Origin of the sequence: Haloarchaeobius amylolyticus, from assembly GCF_042678045.1 — an archaeon.
Classification (GTDB): Archaea; Halobacteriota; Halobacteria; order Halobacteriales; family Natrialbaceae; genus Natrinema; species Natrinema amylolyticus_A.
The window spans coordinates 272,487-292,082 of the sequence record NZ_JBHUDI010000005.1; the positions used below are offsets into that span (position 1 = coordinate 272,487).

Sequence of the window (19,596 nt, forward strand, 5' to 3'; positions counted from 1 at the left end):
GGTGAGCCGGTAGTTTTTACCGCTCGGGGTCGCAAGCCGCGATACATGGTTTTCCGGCTCGTGCTCGGCTGCGGGACCGTCTGTCGACAGGTGACCGACCGGGTCGCCGAGCGCGACGGCCGCGTGCTCGTCATCACCGACGATGCGAGCGCTGTCGAGACGTTGCGCGACGAGAGCGTGCCAGCTCGACACGCGGATCCGACCGATCCCGACGCTATCGCCACCGTCGATCAGCCGGACGTGCTGTTCGTCGCCGGCGACCGGACCGACGTCAACCTGGCCACGCTCGAGGCCGCGCGCGAGCGGTTCCCTGACACGATGATCGTAGCCTATCTGGGCGGGAACGCGACGGCTGCGGACTGCAGCCGGTTTACGGAGCTTGCAGATCACGTCGTCGACCCGACGGAGGCGCTGGCCGAGCACGCACTCGAGGGAACGGCGAGTCCGTCGGCCGAAGCGGCGATCGAACTGCGCGAGCAGCTCACGGAGATCGACGGTCGGCTGGCAGTCATGACCCACGACAACCCGGATCCGGACGCGATCGCGAGCGCGGTCGCACTCGTCGACATCGCCGAGTCCGTCGGCGTCGACGCCGATGCCTGCTACTTCGGAGCCATTTCCCACCAGGAGAACCGGGCGATGGTCAACTTGCTCGAGTTGGACCTGCGGAACATGGCACCCGACGACCCGCTGACGGACTATTCGGCGTTCGCGCTGGTCGACCACTCCCGTCCCGGCGTCAACGACCAGCTCCCGCCGGACCTCCACGTCGACGTCGTCATCGACCACCATCCGCCCCGTGGGCCGGTCCCCGGCGAGTTCGTCGACCTCCGGCAGGGTGCGGGTGCGACCAGCACCGTCCTGACCGAATACCTCGAGCACTTCGATCTCGCGTTCGATCCGCGGACGGCGACGGCGCTGTTGTACGGCATTCGCGTCGATACGAGCGATTTCACGCGGGAAGTCTCGCCGGCCGATTTTCGGGCCGCGTCGGTGCTCTCTCCGTACGTCGACGACTCGACTCTGCGACAGATCGAACAGCCCTCGCTCGAGGGCGAGACCCTCGAGACGATCGCACGGGCGATCAAAAACCGGATCGAGCGGGAGTCGGTTGCCGTCGCCAGCGTCGGCCGGATCGGGAACCGGGACGCGTTACCACAGGCGGCAGACCAGTTGCTGGCGATGAAAGGCATCGAGACGACGCTCGTCTTCGGGTTCGACGACGAGATGGTGTATCTGTCGGCCCGCTCGCGAGCAGCGGATGTCGATCTCGGCGAGACGCTTCGAGACGCGTTCGATCGAATCGGCAGCGCCGGCGGCCACGCCGACATGGCCGGTGCACAACTCGAGATCGGCATTCTGGGCAGTGCAGACGACGAAGAGGAGGTCGAATCGATCGTCAGCATCGTCGAGGAAGTGATCACCAACCGCTTTTTCGAGGCGCTCGAGACGCGGCCGGGGATTCCGGTTGGCGCGTACACGCAGACCAGCGAGTGGCTGTTCACCCAGCACGGTGAACCCGACGGCGAATCGATATAAGCGGTCTGCGAGGCGTCCCGATCGACGTCAGTGACAGTGCTTTTGCGCGCGGCACCCGTCTATCCCGATATGGATGTCGTGTCGGACCGGACCAAACCCCGGGTCAAAGACTACATGACGCGCGATGTCGCGACGGTATCGCCCGACGAAACCGTCGGCGAGGTCGCGCGGCGGATCGCCGAGAGCGACGAACACAGTGGCTTTCCAGTCTGCGAACGCCGCCGCGTCGAGGGGTTCATCAGCGCCCGCGATCTGCTGCTTGCGGACGACGACGATCCGATCTTCAAGATCATGGCAACGGATCTGCTGGTCGCCCATCCCGATATGAAGGTCAACGATGCCGCCCGAGTCATCCTCCGATCCGGCATCCAGAAACTCCCCGTCGTCGACGACGCCGGCAACCTCGTGGGAATCATCTCGAACGCCGACGTCATCCGCAGTCAGATCGAACGCGCGACCCCCGAAAAGGTAGGCAAACTGACTCGAACCTTGGAACAGATCCACGAAATCGAGCTGACCGAGGAGCGCCGAACCGTCCCCCTCTCGGATCTGACACCCACGCAGGGCCGGGTGTACGCCGACGAGCTCGAGGGGCGGCGCTACGAACTCGAGCGCGGGCTGGCCGAGCCGCTGGTCGTCATCGACAACGGCGGGACGCTGCTGCTGGCCGACGGCCACCACCGCGTGCTCGCGGCCGATCGGCTCGGGATCGACGAGATGGACGCCTACGTCATCGTCATCGACCACGAGATCGACCTCGGGATGGCACGCACGGCGGAAAAAGAGGAGTTAGAGGAGATCGACGACATCGACGTCGTCGACTACGCACGACATCCGTTAGTCCAGACGACGAAGCGACTCCAGTCCGACGGCGGTGACGACGACAAAGACGCATAGGACCCACATCGATTACACGAGCGGCCGACAGCCGTTCGTATTCGGTGCGTGGACAGTCGTGATCGGCAACTGCTGGTGAGCGTTTTCAGTGTCCGTGCAGTAACTCGCTCGATGACTCGCTCACGCACTTTCGATCGAGCCCTCGTTGCCGGTGCCAGCGGGGAGACCGGACAGGAACTCCTGTCGGTCCTGCGGCCGACCGACCTCTCGGTACGCGCGACCACGCGGTCGTACGCGAACGTCGACATGCTCGAGCGACACGGGGCGGACGACGTGCTCGTCGCCGATTTCTTCGAGTCGGCCGACGCCGTCGCAGCGGTCGACGACTGCGATATCGTCTACTGTGCACTCGGAACGCCATCGGGGATTCGCCACACGATCGGCACCAAACTGGTCGATCGAACCGGCGTGATCAATCTCATCACCGCCGCCGTCGGCGCCGGCGTCTCCTACTTCGTTCTCGAGAGTGCGATCGGCGTCGGCAACTCGAAAGCGGGGTTGTCGCTTCCAGCGCGGCTCTTGATTCGGGGCTCGCTGTCGGCCAAGCAGGACGCCGAAACGGCGCTGCGCCGGTCGGGCCTGGAGCATACAATTATCCGTCCTGGCAGACTCACGAACGACCTCCCGAGCGGTGCGGTCGTGGTCAACGAGGGCGGTGGCTCCTTTTCAGGGTCGATTTCACGGGCTGACGTCGCACGGGTGATGGCGGTGTCGCCGTTCACACCAGATGCGCGTAATCGAACCCTCGAGATCGTCAGCCGCGATGGCCTGACGAGCGCGCCGACCAACCCTGTCGACATCGACTGGGCCGAAGACCACCTTGCGATCGAACGCGAACACAGCCGAATCTGATCGGCGGGATCGGTCGCTCGAGGCTCGAGCCACGATGAGGGGCACGATCGCGACCTGGATCGCATCAACGGTCGACCCGCAGCGACGACAGGGTCATCCTTGTGGCGCGACTATGAGCCACATGTTTTGGATAACGCGTTTGTCCGTCGTGCTGGACACTCACCGTACAGAGACGCCGCTCGTGAGGGCCGCTGCGTATAACGAGCTGATGCGGGATGCAGTGTTCACTGGAGACGATACCTGCCGGTCTCGAGGCCGACACCCGATGCGTTCGGCGGACGGTGGAGGGAGCGGATAATGGAAGCGGCGGACCCCGAGAGGTTCGACTCGACTGCGTCCGACGAGCGCAACGTCGCCACCGCCGCGGCGACCGACCACGAAGAGTTCCTCTCGTTGCTACCACACTACTATCGCGGCGAGATGTCCCAGTCGGGTAATCTCCTCTCGCGGCTCGATCTGACGACCGACTGGGCTATCGTCGTCGTTACGGCCGTCCTCGCGCTCGCGTTTCAGGGCGGTGACGTCTCCGCGTATCTGTTACTGATCGGTATCGTCGGCGTCTCGCTGTTCCTCCTGTTCGACGTTCGGCGGTACCGAGCCTACGACGCGAGTCGAGCCAGGATTCGCCTTCTAGAGGAGAACCTGTTTGCGAACGCCTTGGAGCCGAGTGACGCGCCACTCGAAGCGTGGCGCGTCGAACTCGGCGACGACCTACGGATGCCGACGTTCAAGGTGTCCTACTGGGAAGCGCTTTCACGCCGACTACACCGCATCTACTATCCCCTCTACCTGCTTTTGGGTGTCGCGTGGCTCTTTCGGATCACGCTCTACGAGCCGGGGGAGCCGTGGACCCAAACTGCTTCCGTCCCCGGAGTTCCGGGTGTCGTCGTCGCGAGCGTCGTCACCGTGTTCTTCCTCGTCGCGACCGCGTTCATGATCTGGCCACAGCAGCGGGAGGCAAAAGGCGAGTTCCACGGGGAGGAGTCCGGCAGCTGGAAGCAGTAAGCGGACCGACGATGGTCTCGACTACACGTCGCGCTCGATGACGAACTCCGTGAACTCCTCGAGCTTCCGGATCGTCTCGGCGTCGAACGCCAGCCCGTCGATCGCCGCCCGCGCGTCGGCGGCCAGCTCGAGGGCACAGTCGCGGGCGTACTCGATGCTGCCGGTTTCCTCGAGGATCGTGAGGGCCTCGGTGATCTCGTCGTCCGTGTTTTCATCGGCCTCGAGAATCGCTTGGAGCCGTCGGGCACGCTCCGGGTCGCTTTCCTCGAGTGCGTGGATGACCAGCAGCGTCCGTTTGCCTTCGCGGATGTCGTTGCCGAACTCCTTGCCGAACTCGCCGGCCCGACCCAGCGAGTGTTCGACGTCCAGGATGTCGTCGCCGATCTGGAAGGCGACGGCGGTCAGCTCCGCGTACGTGGCGACGGCTTCTTCGATCGCGGCGGGCTGGTCGGTGATGATCGCGGCGAGCTGAGCGACGATCCGCCCGAGACAGCCGGTCTTGCACGCACACATCTCGAGGTACTCGTCGGTGCTGACCTGAAGGTCGTGGTCGTTGTGCCAGCAGATGTCCATCCCTTGCCCGAGATGGGTCCGGTTGAGTTCGTCCATCAGCATCTCGTAGGCGGCAAGCCGCCGATCGGCCGGCAGGGCGGCCGGATTTCGTGTGATGACTTTCAGCGGCAGGAAGTACATCGCGTTCCCGACGTTGAGCGCGATATCGTGTCCGTAGACGTGGTGCAGTGCTGGCTCGCCTCGCCGGATCGTCGCCCCGTCCTCGATGTCGTCGACGATGATCGTCCCGTTGTGCAGGAGTTCGGGAATGCAGGCATAGGGGAGGTACTCGGCCGGGTCTTCGCCAAAGCCCTCGATGAAGACCAGAAAGAGGATCGCACGCCACCGCTTCCCACCACGGTCGAGTAAGTCCCACAGCGGCGTCGACAGCGCACACTCGATACCAGTGGGATCGTACTCGTAGGTCGGCGGGCCGAAGAACGTCTCGAGATAGTCCGTGTCGATTTCGCGTGGGACCAGGTCGGCGATCGCCTCGTCGATGGCCGGCCGCCAGTCGGCAAGCGTCTCCCGCATACCAGTTTCGAGCAGGAGCGGCGTAAAAAAGATTCGTAGTTAGACCTGTTAGCAACAGCGAACAACTGCCGAGCCGTTCTTTCAGTGCCGGCGTTTGCCAGGAGCCTGCGAGCGCGGCGAGGGCGAACGGTACAGTTACCCGGCCGTCGGTCCACGATACGGTCATGACCGCCTGGATCGGCTCGATCTTCGAGAGCGACGTCGGCTGGGACCATCTCGAGTCCCTCGTCGACGTCGGGAATCGCATGGCCGGCAGCGAGGGGGAACGCGAGGCTGCCGAACTGACCCGGGACGCGCTGGGCGACGCTGGCGCGCGAAACGCCCGCCTCGAGACCTTCGAGATACAGGGCTGGACCCGCGGTGACAGTGTGATCACGGCCGGCGACACGACACAGGACTGTATCGCGCTGCCGCGCAGCCCCGACGATCGCGTCGTCGCACCGCTGATCGACCTCGGCTACGGCCTCCCCGCGGATTTCGAGGCGACCGACATCGAGGGCGCGATCGTCATGGTCCGCAGCGACGTCCCCGACTACTACGACCGGTACCTCCACCGCCGGGAGAAGTACTATCACGCCGTCGAGAACGGTGCCGTCGGCTTCGTCTACCGCAACCACGTTGAGGGCTGTCTGCCGCCGACCGGCAGCGTCGGAACCGACGCGGACCCGATCGGCGAGATCCCGGCCGTCGGCGTCTCGAGCGAGGTCGGCGCGCGACTGGCCCGCCGGTTCGACGGCGAGTCGATCACGCTCGCCGTCGAGGCCGATATTCATCCCGCCGAGAGTCAAAACGTCCGCGCCGAACTCGGCCCCGACACCGACGAGCGCGTGCTCGTGACGAGCCACGTCGACGCCCACGACATCGCCGAGGGCGCGATGGACAACGGCGCCGGCACCGCGATGGTCGTCGAACTCGCGACCGCGCTGGCCGCCCGCGAGGACGACCTCGAGACCCGCGTCGAGTTCGTCACCTTCGGCGCCGAAGAGGTCGGCCTGGTCGGCTCTACTCGATACGCCGAGTCGGCCGACGCCAACGCGATCAAAGCGGTGGTCAACAACGACGGCGTCGTCAACGACCGGACGCTCGAGCTCGTCACGCACGGTTTCGACACGCTCGCAGACACCGCAGACGAGATCGCCGAACGATACGACCACCCGATCGAGACGGTGCCGACACTTGGCCCCCACAGCGATCACTGGCCGTTCGTCGTGGATGGCATTCCCGGCTGTTACGTCAGATCGGTTTCCGAGGGCTCGGGACGGGGCTGGGGGCACACGTTCGCCGATACGATCGAGAAACTCGAGCCACGGACCCTGCGCGAGCAGGCGATCCTCCTGACCGCGTACGTCGTCGCACTCGCCCGTGAAGACGTGACCGTCGACCACCGCACGCCCGACGCCATCGCAGCCGACCTCGAAGCGCAGGATCTGGCCGAAGGCATGAAGATCACCGGCGACTGGCCCTTCGACGACTGAAGTCGTTGGCGTTCGCGCTGCTACCGCTGTAACGCGTCGTCGCCCCCGGACACACCGGACGGATCGACCGCCGACATGCGGTCCGCGACGACAACCGTACCCTTTTCATTGGGCCGTGTGAACTGACGACCATGGATGCCGCGTGGAGCGCCGGCGAAGAGCCCGTCGTCGGTGTCATCGATGGCCAAGCGGACGCGACCGACGCCATCGAGATCGGTACTCGCCTCGAGTCGGCCGACACCGACGTGACGATCGTCAGCGACGAGGTCGACACCGTGCTCGAGGCAGAGCCGTCGGTGCTAGTCGCGGCCAGCGAAACGACACTAACAGCACTCGCACGGACTGGCGTCGAGGCTCCCGTGCTCCCGGTTGGCCCAGTATCGGGCATCGACTCGGTCGCTCCCGACCGACTCCTCGACGCGCTCGAAGCCGTCCTCGCGGGCGACGCCGTTCGTCGTCCGCGGCCGGTACTGGAGGCCGCCCTCGAGTCGAACGACACCGTCGTCCGCGATCGTGCGCTGTTCGACGTCACGCTCGTCACCGACGAGCCGGCGCGCATCTCCGAATACGGCGTCGACAGTCGCGGCCAGCACGTCGCAACGTTTCGCGCTGACGGCGTCGTCGCGGCGACGCCCGCCGGCAGCCACGGCTACGCCAGCGCTGTCGACGCCCCACAGCTCTCGGCAGCCATCGACGCGGTCGCAGTCGCCCCGATCGGCCCGTTCGTCACCCAGACCCGTCAGTGGGTCCTCCCCGACGATGGCCTCGCGTTTACCGTCGAGCGAAACGATAGCGATGTCTGTCTCGTCGTCGACGATCGATCGATCGGGGTGGTGCCGATGGACGCTCGAGTCACCGTCTCCGTTACCGACACGCTCCCGACACTGGTCGTGCCGAAGGCCTGATACGGACTCCTGTCAGTGGGTGCCGGCGCACCCGCGACCCGTCCTGTGGGTGCGCCGGGACAGCGGGACAGTAGACCGTATGACTGTCTCACGTGAAAACACGGTGATCGGACGGCTCAGCTGTTGTACGGTTCTTCGTCCCGGTGGGCATCCGGATTCTCCTGCTCGAGCGCGTCGTCTTCCCGGTCGTCAGACTTGTGTTCGATGTCCTGTCGGCGCTGCTCCTCGTCCTGTCGCTCGCGCGCTTCCTGTTCTTCCTCGGTCAGTTCGTCTTCGTCTCGAGCCGCCTCGGGGTCGGTCTGCTCGTGCTCGAGCTGGACGTCCCGTCCGTGTTCCTCTTTGCCGGTGTTCTCACGCTCGTCGGTGTCGTCGGACATCGTGATCCCGGACGTGGATACCGGCGGTTTGTGAAAAGGCGTTGGGCTTGCCAAGGTCGGTGACCGGTGGATATCGGCTCATACGGACGACTGTCAGTCAGTTCCGGCGCACCCGCGACCCGTGCGGGTGCGCCGGGAAATCGTTACACTAGACCGTATCAGTACGTCTCGAATCGACCAATTACCACGGCTCGCCGGACGCGAGGTCGATCCCGCTGTCGCCTTTCTCCGACGGACAGACATCCGCCAGCACGCAATCATCACAGTCGGGGTTCCGAGCCGTACAGACCGCCCGCCCGTGGTCGATACAGAGGTGGGTGAACTGCTGCCAGTACCCCTCGGGAACGATTTCCATCAGCTCCTCCTCGATCCGCTCGGGCCGTTCCTCCTCGGTCAATCCGAGCCGCTGTGAGAGCCGTTGGACGTGCGTGTCGACGACGATCCCCTCGACGACGTCGTGGCCGTGCTGGAGGACGACGTTCGCCGTCTTCCGCCCGACACCCGACAGCTCGGTCAGTTCGTCCATCGTGTCCGGAACCTCGCCGTCGTGCTCCTCGAGGATCGTCTCGCAGGCGCTACGAATGTACTTGGCCTTGTTATTGTAGTAGGTGATCGAGTTCAGGTCCTCGGCGAGTTCCTCCTGGTCGGCGTTCGCGTAGTCCGCGGGCCCGTCGTACTTCTCGAAGAGGTGTTTCGTCTCCGTGTTCACCCGCTCGTCGGTACACTGCGCCGAGAGGATCACCGCGATCAGCAACTCGAGACGATCCGAGTACCGCAGTGAAATCGTCGAGTCCGGATACTCGGCCTCGAGTCGATTGACGACCTCCTCAGCCTGTGCCTGCCGTGTCTCGCGTGGGGTGCCCATAGCGGTGTGGTAGAAGCCGGTTCGTTTCAGCGTTCGGGTTCGATGTCGACCGACACGGCGATGGTCGGGCGGTAGCCGAATGCCGTGAGCTTTAAGCGGCCCTCAGCCACCTATCAGGGTATGAAAGCCACGGCCATGGCCCACCCCATTCAGGGGCTGGTCAAGTATCACGGGATGCGCGACGACATCAAGCGGTTCCCGTATCACGACAGCATCAGCGTCTGTACGGCCCCAAGCCACACGCGGACGACCGTCGAGTTCTCGATGGACTACGACGAGGACACCTTCATCGTCGACGGCGAGGAACTCGACGGCCGCGCGTACGAACGCGTCGAGGCCGTCGTCGAGAAGGCCCGCTCGAAATCCGACGCCGCCCACACCGTGTACCCCGTTCGTCTCGAGAGCGAGAACAGCTTCCCCTCGAACGTCGGGCTGGGCTCGTCTTCCTCGGGCTTTGCGGCCGCCGCGATGGCACTTGCCGAAGCAGCCGACCTCGACGCCTCGCGCCAGGAGGTCTCGACGATCGCCCGCGTCGGCTCGGCGTCGTCCGCTCGAGCGGTCACCGGCGCGTTCTCCCAACTCTACACCGGGCTCAACGACGAGGATTGTCACTCCGAGCGGATTCCGTCCGACCTCCACGAAAATCTGAAGATCGTCGTCGGACTCGTCCCCTACCACAAGGAGACCGAAGACGCCCACCGCGAGGCCGCCGACAGCCACATGTTCCAGGCGCGCAACGCCCACATCCACGAACAGATCGCCGAGATGCGCGATGCCTTGCGGAACAACGACTTCGAGCGGACGTTCGAACTCGCCGAACAGGATTCGCTGTCGCTGGCCGCGACCACGATGACCGGTCCCTCGGGCTGGGTCTACTGGCAGCCCGCGACCCTCGCGATCTTCAACACGGTTCGTGAACTCCGCGAGGAAGAGGACATCCCCGTCTACTTCTCGACCGACACCGGCGCCAGCGTCTACGTCAACACCACCGAGGAGTACGCCGAGCGAGTCGAGGAAGCGGTCGCCGACTGTGGCGTCTCCACGACCATCTGGGACGTCGGAGGCCCTGCCAAACTGCTGGACGACGACCAGCATCTCTTCTAACCAACCTTTTACGCTGCAGTCTGCCGCGCTGGTGGCGTTGCCACACAGCGCGGCGTCCCTCGGTAAACGGTTGATCAAAAGCACTCTTTCCTCCCCTACGGGTCGGTCGTCGGCCCGCTCGCTCACCCTGTCTCACGGCCGTCGGCCGCTCGACTACGCGCGGCGCTACGCGCCGCGCATGGGTTCGCTCGCGGTCAGACTGGGTAGCCGCCTGCCTTCCCCCGAGTTGCGGGGTCAGCCGCGTGTTGCGGCTGACCCCGCTCCCGGCCATCAGTTTTGAGTGTCGCACTCTCTTTCGAAGCCAGTCACATCACTCGAGCGAACACGCAACCCCGATTACGTCCAGCGATCCAGCCCGGTCTGGGTGACGCTCTCCTCGATGCGCTCGAACCCGCGTGCTACTTCGTCGTCGTGGATCTCCCACTCGTCGGTGACGTACTCGCGGGCCGCCGCCAGATCCGGCTCGAGCGTCGTCTCGAACTCGTAGTCGTCGGTCACGTTCGGATCGCGAAACAGCTGTCTGACGCGGTCGGCGTGCTCGATGTGGTCGCCGCGAGCCTCGAGCACGCTCCAGAGGTCGCCGTGGTCGGCGATTTCGGAGAGCGCCGTCTTGGGGCCGATCCCGGAGACGCCCTCGTTGAAGTCCGTCCCGATGAGGATCGCCGCGTCGATCAACTGCTCGAGCGTGAGGTCGTGGTGGTCGAGCGTAGCCTCGAGATCCATCAGTTCGGGGTTGCCCTTGCTCGTGAGTTGTCGGAGCGTCAGCGGTGCGCCAAAGAGCAAGGCATCGTAGTCCTCCGAGCCGACGTAGTCGGCGTCGCCGCGGGTGGCCATGTGGGCGGCCTGGGCTTCCCCCTCCGCGGGTGCTTCGACGATCGGCACGTCCAGCAGTCGGAGCAGTTCGCGGCTGGTCTCCTGGATCGTCGGCGTCAGCCGCTGGGTTCGGGACTCGAGTTGCGCGATAGCGACCGCGTCGCCTTCCTCACGGGCGGTCTCGAGTTGCGCCTCGTAGCTGCGGCGTTGCTCGCGGCGGGATTCGATCTCGTCGTCTTTGAGTTCGGAAGGGCCGCCGTCGAAGACCATCACTGGCGTCACGTCGTTCTCGAAGAACTTGGGGAGGCCCTGGACGATGCCGACGAGGTTGGCGACTTCGGTGCCATCGGCGGTCGTGTACGTCTCGCTGTCGGTCCACTTGACCGTCGTCGTCAGATACCGATAGAGCCAGTTGTGCGCGTCGACGGCGACGACGCCCTCGATGTCGGCGAACGGGATCTCCTCGATGACGGCGATATCCCGAAGTGCAGCGTTTCCCATTGCAGGATACTTGGGACGACTGGGATTTCAATCGTTGGCTTCCGATGTAGTTCGTCTTCGCGGCGATTCCCGACCTGTAGACCGGCGACTGGCCGTTCCGTCGGTCGACCGACCGGAGTTATGACTGGCTGTCGTCGCACCGGCTGACAAAACAGATCACTCGTGACGAGTGCTGGGAGAGATATAAGCCTACTCAGTCCTAATTCTCTGCCAAGAATGACAGCTATATCACATAAATCCGAACACTCTTTCTGGGATACCTACACCGAAGCTAGATCCGGGCTGCCATCCCCACGCTCCAGTCATGCTTGACCCCGTTGCTGCAAGCCGGTTACAGTTCGCCGTGACGACGATAGTCCACATCATCTTCCCCGTGATGAGTATGGGCCTCGCGCCCTTTCTCATCTATTTTACCTGGAAGGATATCCGCACTGGCAAGCCAATCTACGAGCAACTTCGGCGGTTCTGGACGAAGATCTTTGCCATCTCCTTTGTCGTGGGCACCGTTACGGGGATCGTCCTTGAGTTCGAGTTCGGGACGAACTTCGCGGTGTTTTCGACGGCCGCGGGCGACCTCTTCGGCGGACCGCTCGCGCTCGAGGGGATGATGGCGTTCATGCTCGAGGCGACGTTCCTGGGTATCTTCGTCTTCGGCCGCCAGCGCGTCGGGAACGTCCTCTATATGATCTCAGCGGTCGCAGTCGGCATCGGCACCTGGCTCTCTGCCGTCTGGATCTTAGTTGCGAACTCCTGGATGCAGACGCCACGGGGGTACGAACTGGTCTCCGAAAACGGCCAGCAGGTGGTCATACTCGTCGATCCGCTCGCTGCGTACCTGAATCCGCGATTCATCTGGATGTACGTCCACATGCAAAACGCCGCCGTCGAATCCGTGGCGCTCGTTCTGGCGGGGCTGGGTGCGTACTTCGTGTTCCGCCACCACATCTGGGGCTACCCGATCGAGAACATCGACTTCTGGGAGACGACACTCAAATTCGGGCTCATTGCCCTCATCATCACTGCGCCACTACAGGTCCTCCACGGCGACCTCTATGCACGACACGTGTTCGAAACGCAGCCACAGAAGTTCGCCGCGATGGAAGCCATCTGGGAGACCGAGTCGTACGTCCCCGAGTACATCATTGCATTTCCCACGAGTATGCAAGACCTCCTCGATCCCCGGGCGAAGGACATCTTCGGCATCGGGATCCCAGGCGGCGCATCGTGGCTCGCCAGCGGTGGCGATCCACAGGCGACGATCCGCGGCCTCGAGGAGTTCGAAGGCCCACAGCCGCCCGTTGCCCTCGTCTTCTGGTCGTTCCGGGCGATGGTCGGCCTCGGGTTCTGGTTCATCCTCCTGGCCGTTTGGGGTGGCTACCGCTGGATTCGTGGCCAGCTCCTCGAGGACGACCTGTTGCACCTGGCGCTGATGGCATCGACGCCACTTGGCATCTTCGCTGTCCATCTCGGCTGGATCGTCACCGAAGTCGGTCGCCAGCCGTGGATTATTCAAGACGTCATGAAGACGAGCGCCGGCGTCTCGTCGGACCTCACCGGAGCCGAGGCGACGACGACGCTGATCGGCTTCGTCGTCGTCTATCTGGTGTTGCTCGTGTTGTATCTCTATGTCATCGCCCGAATCATCCGCACCGGACCGCCAGCGCCGGCTGACCTCGCGGTGGCTGAGCGTCCGGAGACGCCGACGGACGAGGTGGGCGCCGATGACTGACGGCGGCTGGCTCGCAAACGGCCCGTTGTTTGGCTTGCCGCTCACAGATATCTGGTTCGGGCTGGTGTTTTTTATCTTCGCGATGTTTCTGTTTCTCGATGGGTTCGACTTCGGCGTCGGGTTACTGTTTGCAACTCGTGCAGACAGTCACGAACGTGAGCAGTTACTGGCCGCGATCGGCCCGTTCTGGGACGGCAACGAGGTGTGGCTGGTCGTCTTCGGTGGTGCACTCTTTGCGGCGTTTCCGGCCGTCTACGCCAACCTGTTTAGCCGTCACTACCTGCTGATGTTCGCGATTCTGGGCGCGCTCATCGTGCGTGGGCTCGCCCCCGAAATGTACGAACAGCGCGAGGACGACCGGTGGCAATACTGGTGGGGCCGTGCGTTCATTTTTGGCAGCATTGCAGCACCGTTTTTCCTCGGCATGTTCACCGCCAACTGGTTGGTTGGCGCGACGACCATCATTACGCTGCCCGGCCTCGTCGTTGGCCTGGCCGTCGTCGCACTCACCGTCGTCGACGGCGTCGCCTTCCTCCGGCTGAAAACACGGGGCGAGCTCCGTGATGATCTCCAAGTAGACGGCTACCGCGCTCTTGGCGCCTATCTCGTGTTGGTCGTCCTGACGCTTGGGTACATCGCCGTCGCAGTCCCGGATCTGCGGTCGGCACTCGTCTCACCGCTCGTGATAGCACTCGTCGTGCTGACGCTCGTCCTCGCCGGCGCGTACGCCGTATCGACGAGCCGTGATCGGTACTACGTGGCATTCATCGCCGCTGCGGGCCTCGTCTTCAGCCTCGTGAGTATCGTTGCCGGGATGATGTATCCGACCATCGATCCTGCCACCGGCTTGACCGTCGACGCAGCGATCGTCTCGACGGTCCCGCTCAATCTCATGTCGATCGGTGCAGGGCTGCTCTTGCCGTTGATCTTTATCTACTTCAGCGTCCTGTACTCGGCGTTCAGCGGACCGATCGACGTGGAGGAATCGTACTGATGGATCGTAACAAGACGGATGGCGATGGAACGAGCACCGTCGAGGACGACTCGATTCATGACGAGGAGAGCACCGGTGTCGAACACCGCCAATCCGATCGCGAACAGTCGCCTCCGCAACTCGGTTCGCGAATACTCATCACGTGGTTCGAACTGACTGTCGTCGGAATTACCGGTAGCTTCCTCGGCACTACTGTCGGTGGCCCGGTTGGCTTTCTCATCTACCTTGCGACGTCACTTCTCACCGTCGGCGTCATCTTCTACAACGTGAACGCACTGATCAAGGGCTGGCTACAGATGACAGGAGACCACCCGTAACGACCCATGTCCGACTCGAGACCTCCGTTCGCAATTATTACCTCGAACCGCGAAGTATCCCCTAGAGCGGACAATACTCTCCAGCAGGCCACCACTTTAGCGCGTTCGGGCCGTTGTACCACATGTGAGCCACCCCATGCCACAGCACAATGGACACAAGCCGTACAACAGTTCCCTGTTTGTAAGCGGCCTCGCGATGGTCCTCGCGAGCATCATCACGGCCGTCTGGATGTTCAGACTCGGCGATATCGTCACGGCACTCGGCCTCGGACTGATCGTCGCCGCCGGCCTCCTGCTGGCGGGAATCGGTCTCTCGCCCGAGGCGACGACGCACTGACGCCCGCGCTCCTTATCCCCGGCCTCGGTACTCTGCATATGCCAACTAGACACTCCGCCCCAGCAGACGACTCGAGTAAACACGTTGTGACTAACTGCTGTCGCCTGCAGTCACCGTTGGTGGGGTGGAACCGGCCATGAACAGTACTGACACGGTCGACGATGCGACGTGGATGCTCGTGTTGTCGATCCTCGTGATCGCGGTACTCGTCGGCGTCGGCCTGCTACAACTGTATCTCAGCCGTGATTACGGCTCGTTCTTCCGGAGCCTCGGCATCGGGGTGCTCCTGTTGCTGTTCAGCGTCGGCTTCTATCGCAAGTGGCATGGGACGTGACCGGTCCCAGCGTGACCGCTGAGTCGATCACTCCGGGACCGTCGCCTGCGTCGTTTTCGCTTCCGTCACTGCTGCCGCTCGAGTTAGCGGAGCTACACCCAAAACCGTATGTGGACGACCGTACGGCGGGCAGGTCTCAGAAACATGCAGTGAGCGCCCGGTTCGCACATCGTATTCGAGAACTTTCGCACCGGGACCGGCACGGTTGCGCTCGTTTGAAAAGGGACAGCAGTCCTATACGTAGGACTCGTCCTCTTCGACGGGGCCGCTGAACGACGAGTACAGGACAATGAAGTATGTCGCGACCAGTGGCAACAGGATCGACGAACCGATGGTCATCAGGTTCAGCGACAGCGACGATACGATCGCATCCGCGACCGTGAGTCCAGTCGCTGGGTCGACCAGCGGGAACAGCAGCGTCGCCACGAGTGCGACGAGCCCATACACCTGCCCCGCGACAGCCACAAAGGCCAGATAGTAGCGGCCGGCCCACCCGGCGACCACGTGCACACCGGCGAGTAGCACCGTCAGTCCAAGCAGTCCGAGTGTCGGGACCGACAGCAACGCGACGTGCGGTGACGATCGACTGCCGACGACCAGCGTCGCGACCGCCAACAGGAGGTAGACGACCTGCGCGAGATGGCCGAGTGACTGCGTCTCGAGTCGGACGTCGCCCCGGGTTTTCAGTCCGAGGAAGGCAGCACCGTCGACGATCGTCAGTGCGACGACAGCCAGACCAGCCAGCAGGCTAGCGATCGAGGCGACGCCCTCGACGCCGAACAGCCAGTTGCCGACGAAGACACCGAGGAAGAACGGTGACGCGATGCTCCCGACGATGAACGCGCGGCCCCACCAGCGTTGCCAGTCCTCGTCGTGGCGCTGTTCGTACATCTCGGGGGCGAGTCCACGCACGATGAGCGCGCCCAGAATCGCGAACATCAGCAGGTAGTGGCGACTGAACAGCGCCGCATACACCGACGGAAAGACGGCGAACAGCATACCGCCGAAGACGACCAGCCACACCTCGTTACCGTCCCAGAACGGGCCGATCGAAGCCAGCAACTGCTCACGCTCGCCGTCGGTCGTTCGCGTGGCAAACAGCGCGCCGACGCCGAAGTCGAACCCGTCGAGAAACAGGAACGTTCCGAAGACGGCGAACACTAGCCCAAACCAGAGTTCCTCGAGCGGCAGGCCAAAGAGTGGTCCATTAGCGAGGGCAGGCGTCGCCACGATCGATACGTCAGTCATCGCTCGGAACGACCTCCTCGGGGATGTTCGTCTCACGCTTCGGCGTGGGTGGGCGGGTCGGCGCCTCCGTCCGGATGAGTCGGATGACGACGTACCAGTAGAGGACGAGCAACGCCGTATACACCCCGACGAAGCCGACGAGTGTAGCGAGCGCTTCCGAACCGCTCAGTGACGGCGAAACGCCCGCATGCGTCTTCATCACGCCCTGTATGACCCAGGGCTGACGGCCCACCTCGGTGACGATCCAGCCCAGTTCGACGGTGAAGATTCCCAGTACCGACGATCCCATGAACGCTTTCGCCAGCAGATCGTCATCGAACAGGGTGCCCTGGTACCATCGGTAGCCGCCCCAGAACGCCAGCAGGATAAACCACGTTCCGAGGCCGACCATCGCCCGGAACGCCCAGAAGACGATGGCGACTGGCGGACTCTCGGCGTCGATATCGTCCAACCCGGTTATTGTCGCCCCGGGATCGCCCCCGCTTGCGAGCAGCGATGCGACGAACGGAATCTCGATGACGAAGAGGTCGTCAGCATGGGGATCAGTGATATCGCTCAGGCTCGTCGGAATCGCTATCAGCTTCAGTCCGGCTCCAGAGTCGGTCTCGTACTGGGCCTCCATGGCGGCGAACTTCTGTGGTTGCGTGTCTGCGACGTGTCGCCCGTAGGCGTCGCCGTGGATCGCCTGAAACGGGGCGGTGACGAGCAGGACGGCGAGGCCAACTTTCATCGTTGTGCGCCAGAACTCGGTGTCGCGGTTCGTCCAGACGAAGTAGGCGGCGACGCCGGTCAGAAACAGCGCGACCGACAGGACTGCCGCGTTCTGCATGTGGACGAACATCCACGGGAATCGGGGATTGGCGTAGGCCGCGATCGGGTCCACGAGCGTGACGATCGGCTGGCCGTTTTTCGTCGCCATCTCGTAGCCACGGGGCGTCTGCATCCACGAGTTGGCGACCAGAATCCAGACCGCCGAGAGCCACGTCCCGAGTCCGACGAGCACGCTCGAGAGCATGTAGAGCCGGTCGCCCACCCGGTCGCGCCCGAAGACGAAGATGCCCAGAAACGTCGCCTCGAGCATGAACGCCATCATCCCCTCGAGCGCGAGTGGGCCGCCGAAGAGTTCGCCAGCAGCCGTCGCAAACGCCGCGAAGTTCGTCCCGAACTCGAACTCGAGGACGATCCCGGTTACGGTGCCGACGACGAAGGAGATGGCGAAGATCTTCGTCCAGAAGGTCCGCAGCTGTTCGTATACCTGTTCACCCGTCCGTATCTCCTTCCACGTGAAGTAGATGAGAAAGGGCGCGAGCCCCATACTCATGACTGGGAAGATGATGTGGACTATCGTCGTCACCGCAAACTGAAGTCTGCTGGCGATGACTGGATCGATCATAGTACAATTGAGTGATGTCGGTTTCGGTGGTGGTCACCCGGCGGAGGGGGTGACGCTGGAGGGGTGCTGTTCAGCGGGTGTCAGTCCGTGTGTCAGTGTCCGTTACTGCTCGCGCGTGACGAACCACCAGTCGTAGTAGTTCAGGTTCTCGTCGTCGGCAGCCTCGGCTTTGCGCGCCGCAGCGTCCGCTTCGGTCCCCGGCGGCGACAGGAGGACCTGGTCACCGAAGGTGTCGTTGTTCGGCCAGTCAGCAGGGGCGGCGACGCCGTCGGCATCGCTTTTCTGGAGCGCGCGAAGCGAGCGGAGGATCTCGTCGATGTTGCGGCCGATCTCCATGGGGTAGGTCAGACGCAGCCGGACCGTCCCCTCGGGATCGATGACGAAAACGGTGCGTACAGTAGCCGTCCCCGCACCGGGGTGGAGCATGCCGAGTCGCTGGGCGACCGATCCCTGGTCGTCGGCGATGATGGGGAACCCGATGTCGACGTCGAGGTTCTCGTCGATCCAGTCGGTCCACTTGATGTGCGAGTGGACGCGGTCGACCGACAGCCCGAGCAGTTCGGCGTTCAGTTCCTCGAACTCCTCGCGGCGTTGCTCGAAGGCGACGAACTCCGAGGTACAGACCGGCGTGAAGTCACCAGGATGGCTGAACAGGACGAGCCACTGGCCCTCGTAGTCGTCGGGGAGTGAGAGCTCGCCCATACTCGTCTCGACCGTCAGGTCGGGGAACGTATCGCCGATGCCGGGCGTTGCAGTCGGTTCGTCCGATGAAGCGGATGGTTGCGTCATTCTCCATCTTCATCTTGGGAACCCACCTATTAAACTCGTATTCTACCAACTATATTTTCTATTTCGAGAAGTGTACTAGCTGGTACTGAACATATTTTCCGGTAGTTCGATCGAGACGACGTAGCGGCGGTGCTGGAACGGCGTATCGTCGTTCGGAACCGCAAAAACGGTGGTTCAGTGGTGTCTGCTATTGGTTTCGCTCGTCTGACTCCTCGAGCGAGGCACTGCCGAGTGCACGCGCCGCCGCGAGGAGTCGCCCGAGCGCACGCCGGACGTCGGCGTCGAACAGCGCCTTGGTGAGCCCGATCAGTCCGACTGGCTCGGGGTCGTCCTGTGTGAACCCTTCGATCGTAGCGTCGATGGCGGAGGTGAACTGCGGATCACCCATGGTCTCGACAAGGGCGACCATGTTGCCCGCGTTCCGACCGAGTTCGTACATGTCGACGTCGGCATCCTCGTGGGCGTCCGCAAAGCCCGCCGCGGCCATCCGAAGATCGCGGATCACGTTCCGGTTATCCTGGGCAACGTCCCGCAGTTCCGGGGTCAGATCCATCGCCAGATCGTAGGTCGCATCGAGCAACTCGAGCAGCTCCGCGAGCGTGTCGGCGTTGTCGCCGAGTTTCTCGAGGAGGATGATCGTCTCCTCGCTTTCTAGGGCGAGTCGAACGCGCTCGATGACTTCGCGGTTCTCTCGAATCGCGACCTGCAGTTCCGGAACGAGGTCGTCGGACAGCTCTTTCGAGACCGCGAGGATGTCCAGCAGTTCGATGAGCGTGTCCGATTCTTCGCCGACCTTCTGTAAGAGCACCAGCGTCTCCTCACGCTCGAAGGCCATCCGAAGCTCGCGGATGGGTTCGCGGTTCTCACGGACGGTCTCGCGGAGTTCCGGGGTCAGGTCCGCCGCGAGTTCCTCCGCGACCGTGAGCAGCCGGAGCAGTTCCGCGAGCTCCGCTTCGTTTTCCTCGATCGCGCGTGCCAGTTCGGTTTCGTCGGTGATCGCACTGTCAGCGTCGAGGGTTCGTTCGTTGCTCGCCAT

Annotated in this window: 20 protein-coding genes; 12 read left to right on the plus strand and 8 right to left on the minus strand. The window is 63.5% G+C overall.

The genetic code is table 11. From position 1 onward, the window contains the following. Positions 1–45: 45 nt before the first annotated feature. From ACFR99_RS10160 to ACFR99_RS10175, 4 genes are all read left to right on the plus strand, one after another. Entirely contained in the window at positions 46–1,539 is a 1,494-nt protein-coding gene (locus ACFR99_RS10160) for a DHH family phosphoesterase (protein WP_390286917.1), read from the plus strand. 69 nt (positions 1,540–1,608) lie between these two features. After that, entirely contained in the window at positions 1,609–2,436 is an 828-nt protein-coding gene (locus ACFR99_RS10165) for a CBS domain-containing protein (RefSeq protein WP_390286919.1), read from the plus strand. A 111-nt stretch (positions 2,437–2,547) separates the two neighbouring features. Continuing rightward, positions 2,548–3,288, plus strand: a complete 741-nt coding sequence (locus ACFR99_RS10170; RefSeq protein WP_390286921.1) for an NAD(P)-binding oxidoreductase — start codon at positions 2,548–2,550, stop codon at positions 3,286–3,288. A 297-nt stretch (positions 3,289–3,585) separates the two neighbouring features. Further along, positions 3,586–4,293 carry a DUF2270 domain-containing protein gene (locus ACFR99_RS10175; RefSeq protein WP_390286923.1) on the plus strand — a complete coding sequence of 236 codons (708 nt, stop codon included), beginning with the start codon at positions 3,586–3,588 and terminating at the stop codon, positions 4,291–4,293. Positions 4,294–4,314: 21 nt separating this feature from the next. Here the strand turns inward: ACFR99_RS10175 and ACFR99_RS10180 are convergent, their stop codons facing one another. Beyond that, positions 4,315–5,379 carry a polyprenyl synthetase family protein gene (locus tag ACFR99_RS10180; RefSeq protein ID WP_390286925.1) on the minus strand — a complete coding sequence of 355 codons (1,065 nt, stop codon included), beginning with the start codon at positions 5,377–5,379 and terminating at the stop codon, positions 4,315–4,317. A 164-nt stretch (positions 5,380–5,543) separates the two neighbouring features. Here ACFR99_RS10180 and ACFR99_RS10185 point away from each other — a divergent pair, with 164 nt between their 5' ends. After that, complete coding sequence (locus tag ACFR99_RS10185; RefSeq protein ID WP_390286927.1) at positions 5,544–6,854, plus strand: M28 family peptidase; 1,311 nt, start codon at positions 5,544–5,546, stop codon at positions 6,852–6,854. A gap of 131 nt (positions 6,855–6,985) precedes the next feature. Continuing rightward, a complete protein-coding gene (locus ACFR99_RS10190; RefSeq protein ID WP_390286929.1) occupies positions 6,986–7,759 on the plus strand; it encodes an NAD(+)/NADH kinase in 774 nt (257 codons plus the stop codon). A 116-nt stretch (positions 7,760–7,875) separates the two neighbouring features. Here the strand turns inward: ACFR99_RS10190 and ACFR99_RS10195 are convergent, their stop codons facing one another. Then, a complete protein-coding gene (locus ACFR99_RS10195) occupies positions 7,876–8,136 on the minus strand; it encodes a hypothetical protein (protein ID WP_390286931.1) in 261 nt (86 codons plus the stop codon). Between the two features lie 181 nt (positions 8,137–8,317). Further along, positions 8,318–9,001 (minus strand): endonuclease III, encoded by a 684-nt coding sequence (gene nth, locus ACFR99_RS10200; protein ID WP_390286933.1) that lies wholly within the window; start codon positions 8,999–9,001, stop codon positions 8,318–8,320. A gap of 120 nt (positions 9,002–9,121) precedes the next feature. Here nth and mvaD point away from each other — a divergent pair, with 120 nt between their 5' ends. Beyond that, positions 9,122–10,105, plus strand: coding sequence for a phosphomevalonate decarboxylase MvaD (mvaD, locus tag ACFR99_RS10205; RefSeq protein ID WP_390286935.1), 984 nt, complete (start codon positions 9,122–9,124; stop codon positions 10,103–10,105). A 336-nt stretch (positions 10,106–10,441) separates the two neighbouring features. Here mvaD and fen read toward each other — a convergent pair whose 3' ends face one another. Beyond that, positions 10,442–11,419: a flap endonuclease-1 gene (gene fen, locus ACFR99_RS10210; protein WP_390286937.1), complete on the minus strand. Its 978-nt coding sequence runs from the start codon at positions 11,417–11,419 to the stop codon at positions 10,442–10,444. Between the two features lie 304 nt (positions 11,420–11,723). Here fen and ACFR99_RS10215 point away from each other — a divergent pair, with 304 nt between their 5' ends. The 5 genes from ACFR99_RS10215 (at position 11,724) to ACFR99_RS10235 (ending at position 15,130) form a co-directional block, all read left to right on the plus strand. Continuing rightward, on the plus strand, positions 11,724–13,148 hold the full coding sequence (locus ACFR99_RS10215; RefSeq protein ID WP_390286939.1) for a cytochrome ubiquinol oxidase subunit I: 1,425 nt from the start codon (positions 11,724–11,726) through the stop codon (positions 13,146–13,148). Beyond that, positions 13,141–14,142 carry a cytochrome d ubiquinol oxidase subunit II gene (gene cydB / locus ACFR99_RS10220; RefSeq protein ID WP_390286941.1) on the plus strand — a complete coding sequence of 334 codons (1,002 nt, stop codon included), beginning with the start codon at positions 13,141–13,143 and terminating at the stop codon, positions 14,140–14,142. Before ACFR99_RS10215 ends, cydB (ACFR99_RS10220) begins: the two co-directional genes overlap by 8 nt. Next, entirely contained in the window at positions 14,142–14,459 is a 318-nt protein-coding gene (locus ACFR99_RS10225) for a hypothetical protein (RefSeq protein ID WP_390286943.1), read from the plus strand. Before cydB (ACFR99_RS10220) ends, ACFR99_RS10225 begins: the two co-directional genes overlap by 1 nt. 124 nt (positions 14,460–14,583) lie before the next feature. After that, positions 14,584–14,796: a hypothetical protein gene (locus ACFR99_RS10230; RefSeq protein WP_390286945.1), complete on the plus strand. Its 213-nt coding sequence runs from the start codon at positions 14,584–14,586 to the stop codon at positions 14,794–14,796. 136 nt (positions 14,797–14,932) lie between these two features. Next, the gene (locus tag ACFR99_RS10235; protein ID WP_390286947.1) at positions 14,933–15,130 is read left to right on the plus strand and encodes a DUF8073 family membrane protein; all 198 of its coding nucleotides are present in this window, start codon (positions 14,933–14,935) and stop codon (positions 15,128–15,130) included. A 234-nt stretch (positions 15,131–15,364) separates the two neighbouring features. Here the strand turns inward: ACFR99_RS10235 and cydB (ACFR99_RS10240) are convergent, their stop codons facing one another. The 4 genes from cydB (ACFR99_RS10240) to ACFR99_RS10255 form a co-directional block, all read right to left on the minus strand. Next, positions 15,365–16,378: a cytochrome d ubiquinol oxidase subunit II gene (cydB, locus tag ACFR99_RS10240; protein WP_390286949.1), complete on the minus strand. Its 1,014-nt coding sequence runs from the start codon at positions 16,376–16,378 to the stop codon at positions 15,365–15,367. Then, positions 16,371–17,771: a cytochrome ubiquinol oxidase subunit I gene (locus ACFR99_RS10245; RefSeq protein WP_390286951.1), complete on the minus strand. Its 1,401-nt coding sequence runs from the start codon at positions 17,769–17,771 to the stop codon at positions 16,371–16,373. The genes cydB (ACFR99_RS10240) and ACFR99_RS10245 overlap by 8 nt, the downstream gene beginning before the upstream one ends. 102 nt (positions 17,772–17,873) lie before the next feature. Beyond that, complete coding sequence (locus tag ACFR99_RS10250) at positions 17,874–18,560, minus strand: peroxiredoxin (RefSeq protein WP_390286953.1); 687 nt, start codon at positions 18,558–18,560, stop codon at positions 17,874–17,876. Positions 18,561–18,747: 187 nt separating this feature from the next. Further along, positions 18,748–19,596 (minus strand): helical membrane plugin domain-containing protein, encoded by an 849-nt coding sequence (locus tag ACFR99_RS10255; RefSeq protein WP_390286955.1) that lies wholly within the window; start codon positions 19,594–19,596, stop codon positions 18,748–18,750.

What these genes read in the sequence shown, in the direction of transcription:
- ACFR99_RS10160 (WP_390286917.1), top strand. Translation starts at nt 46, where the DNA reads ATGGTTTTCCGGCTCGTGCTCGGCTGCGGGACCGTCTGTCGACAGGTG.
- ACFR99_RS10165 (WP_390286919.1), top strand. Translation starts at nt 1,609, where the DNA reads ATGGATGTCGTGTCGGACCGGACCAAACCCCGGGTCAAAGACTACATG.
- ACFR99_RS10170 (WP_390286921.1), top strand. Translation starts at nt 2,548, where the DNA reads ATGACTCGCTCACGCACTTTCGATCGAGCCCTCGTTGCCGGTGCCAGC.
- ACFR99_RS10175 (WP_390286923.1), top strand. Translation starts at nt 3,586, where the DNA reads ATGGAAGCGGCGGACCCCGAGAGGTTCGACTCGACTGCGTCCGACGAG.
- ACFR99_RS10180 (WP_390286925.1), bottom strand. Translation starts at nt 5,379, where the DNA reads ATGCGGGAGACGCTTGCCGACTGGCGGCCGGCCATCGACGAGGCGATC.
- ACFR99_RS10185 (WP_390286927.1), top strand. Translation starts at nt 5,544, where the DNA reads ATGACCGCCTGGATCGGCTCGATCTTCGAGAGCGACGTCGGCTGGGAC.
- ACFR99_RS10190 (WP_390286929.1), top strand. Translation starts at nt 6,986, where the DNA reads ATGGATGCCGCGTGGAGCGCCGGCGAAGAGCCCGTCGTCGGTGTCATC.
- ACFR99_RS10195 (WP_390286931.1), bottom strand. Translation starts at nt 8,136, where the DNA reads ATGTCCGACGACACCGACGAGCGTGAGAACACCGGCAAAGAGGAACAC.
- nth (WP_390286933.1), bottom strand. Translation starts at nt 9,001, where the DNA reads ATGGGCACCCCACGCGAGACACGGCAGGCACAGGCTGAGGAGGTCGTC.
- mvaD (WP_390286935.1), top strand. Translation starts at nt 9,122, where the DNA reads ATGAAAGCCACGGCCATGGCCCACCCCATTCAGGGGCTGGTCAAGTAT.
- fen (WP_390286937.1), bottom strand. Translation starts at nt 11,419, where the DNA reads ATGGGAAACGCTGCACTTCGGGATATCGCCGTCATCGAGGAGATCCCG.
- ACFR99_RS10215 (WP_390286939.1), top strand. Translation starts at nt 11,724, where the DNA reads ATGCTTGACCCCGTTGCTGCAAGCCGGTTACAGTTCGCCGTGACGACG.
- cydB (WP_390286941.1), top strand. Translation starts at nt 13,141, where the DNA reads ATGACTGACGGCGGCTGGCTCGCAAACGGCCCGTTGTTTGGCTTGCCG.
- ACFR99_RS10225 (WP_390286943.1), top strand. Translation starts at nt 14,142, where the DNA reads ATGGATCGTAACAAGACGGATGGCGATGGAACGAGCACCGTCGAGGAC.
- ACFR99_RS10235 (WP_390286947.1), top strand. Translation starts at nt 14,933, where the DNA reads ATGAACAGTACTGACACGGTCGACGATGCGACGTGGATGCTCGTGTTG.
- cydB (WP_390286949.1), bottom strand. Translation starts at nt 16,378, where the DNA reads ATGACTGACGTATCGATCGTGGCGACGCCTGCCCTCGCTAATGGACCA.
- ACFR99_RS10245 (WP_390286951.1), bottom strand. Translation starts at nt 17,771, where the DNA reads ATGATCGATCCAGTCATCGCCAGCAGACTTCAGTTTGCGGTGACGACG.
- ACFR99_RS10250 (WP_390286953.1), bottom strand. Translation starts at nt 18,560, where the DNA reads ATGACGCAACCATCCGCTTCATCGGACGAACCGACTGCAACGCCCGGC.
- ACFR99_RS10255 (WP_390286955.1), bottom strand. Translation starts at nt 19,596, where the DNA reads ATGGCGAGCAACGAACGAACCCTCGACGCTGACAGTGCGATCACCGAC.